Raw genomic sequence first — 1,104 nt, 5'->3', positions numbered from 1 at the left:
GGGCCGACGTTGGTGCCGTCTTCGCTACCCGGTCCGACGGTGAGTGCGGCGATCCGATCGGTGAGCTTGGTGGTGAATTCCTCGCGCACCGAGTTGGCCACGATCAGGCGGTTGGCGGCGGTGCACGCCTCGCCGCCGTTGCGCATCTTCGCCGCCATCGCGCCCTCGACCGCGGCGTCGATGTCGGCGTCGTCGAACACCACGAACGGGGCGTTGCCACCGAGTTCCATCGAGGTGCGCAGAACCTGCTGGGCGGACTGCTCGATGAGGATCTTGCCGACCCGGGTGGATCCGGTGAACGTCACCTTCCGCAGCCGCGGGTCCGCGAGCAGCGGTTCGGTGACGGCGGCGGCGTTCGACGCGGGCAGCACCGACAGCACACCGGCGGGCAGGCCTGCCTCGGCGAAGATCTCGGCGAGCAGCAGCATGGTGAGCGGGGTGTCCTCGGCGGGCTTGACGATGATCGTGCAGCCGGCGGCGAGCGCGGGGCCGATCTTGCGGGTGCCCATCGCGAGCGGGAAGTTCCACGGGGTGACGGCCAGGGTGGGTCCGACCGGGACCTTGGTGACCACGATCCGTCCGCTGCCCGACGGTGACGTGGTGTAGCGGCCCTGGATGCGGACGGCTTCCTCGCTGAACCAGCGCAGGAACTCGGCGCCGTAGTTCACCTCGCCGCGGCTCTCCGGCAGTGCCTTGCCCATCTCCATCGTCATCAGCAGCGCGAGGTCGTCGGTGCGCTCGATGACCTTCTCCCACGCCGAGCGCAGGATGATCGACCGCTGCCGCGGCGCGGTCGCCGCCCATTCCTCCTGGACCGCCGCGGCGGAGTCCAGTGCGCGCATCGCGTCCTTGCCGCCGGCATCGGCGACGTCGGCGATGAGGGTTCCGGTGGCCGGGTCGTAGACCGGGAAGGTGCCGCCGTCGATCGGGTCGGTCTGGGCGCCGTCGATCCACAGACCGGTGGGCAGGGTGGCGCGGAGCCGTTCGAAATCAGTCATCGGAGTCCTCGTGGTGGGAATGGTGGTGATCGCACGCCTCCGGGGTGGGGGCGACGTCGAGGGCGGGGTTGCGGTCGAAGAATCCGACCGGTTTCAGCCAGAACGA

The 1,104-nt window shown here is 69.9% G+C and carries 1 protein-coding gene; it reads right to left on the bottom strand.

The window, feature by feature from the left end:
- Positions 1-998, bottom strand: a 998-nt coding sequence (locus AZG88_RS36090) for an aldehyde dehydrogenase family protein (RefSeq protein WP_061700475.1), incomplete at its 3' end; no start/stop codon positions are given.
- Positions 999-1,104: the final 106 nt, after the last annotated feature.

It is taken from the genome of Rhodococcus sp. LB1 (assembly GCF_001583455.1).
Lineage (GTDB): Bacteria > Actinomycetota > Actinomycetes > Mycobacteriales > Mycobacteriaceae > Rhodococcus_F > Rhodococcus_F opacus.
Note: the sequence above shows the minus strand (reverse complement) of the source record. Positions and strands in the feature narration are given on the sequence as shown.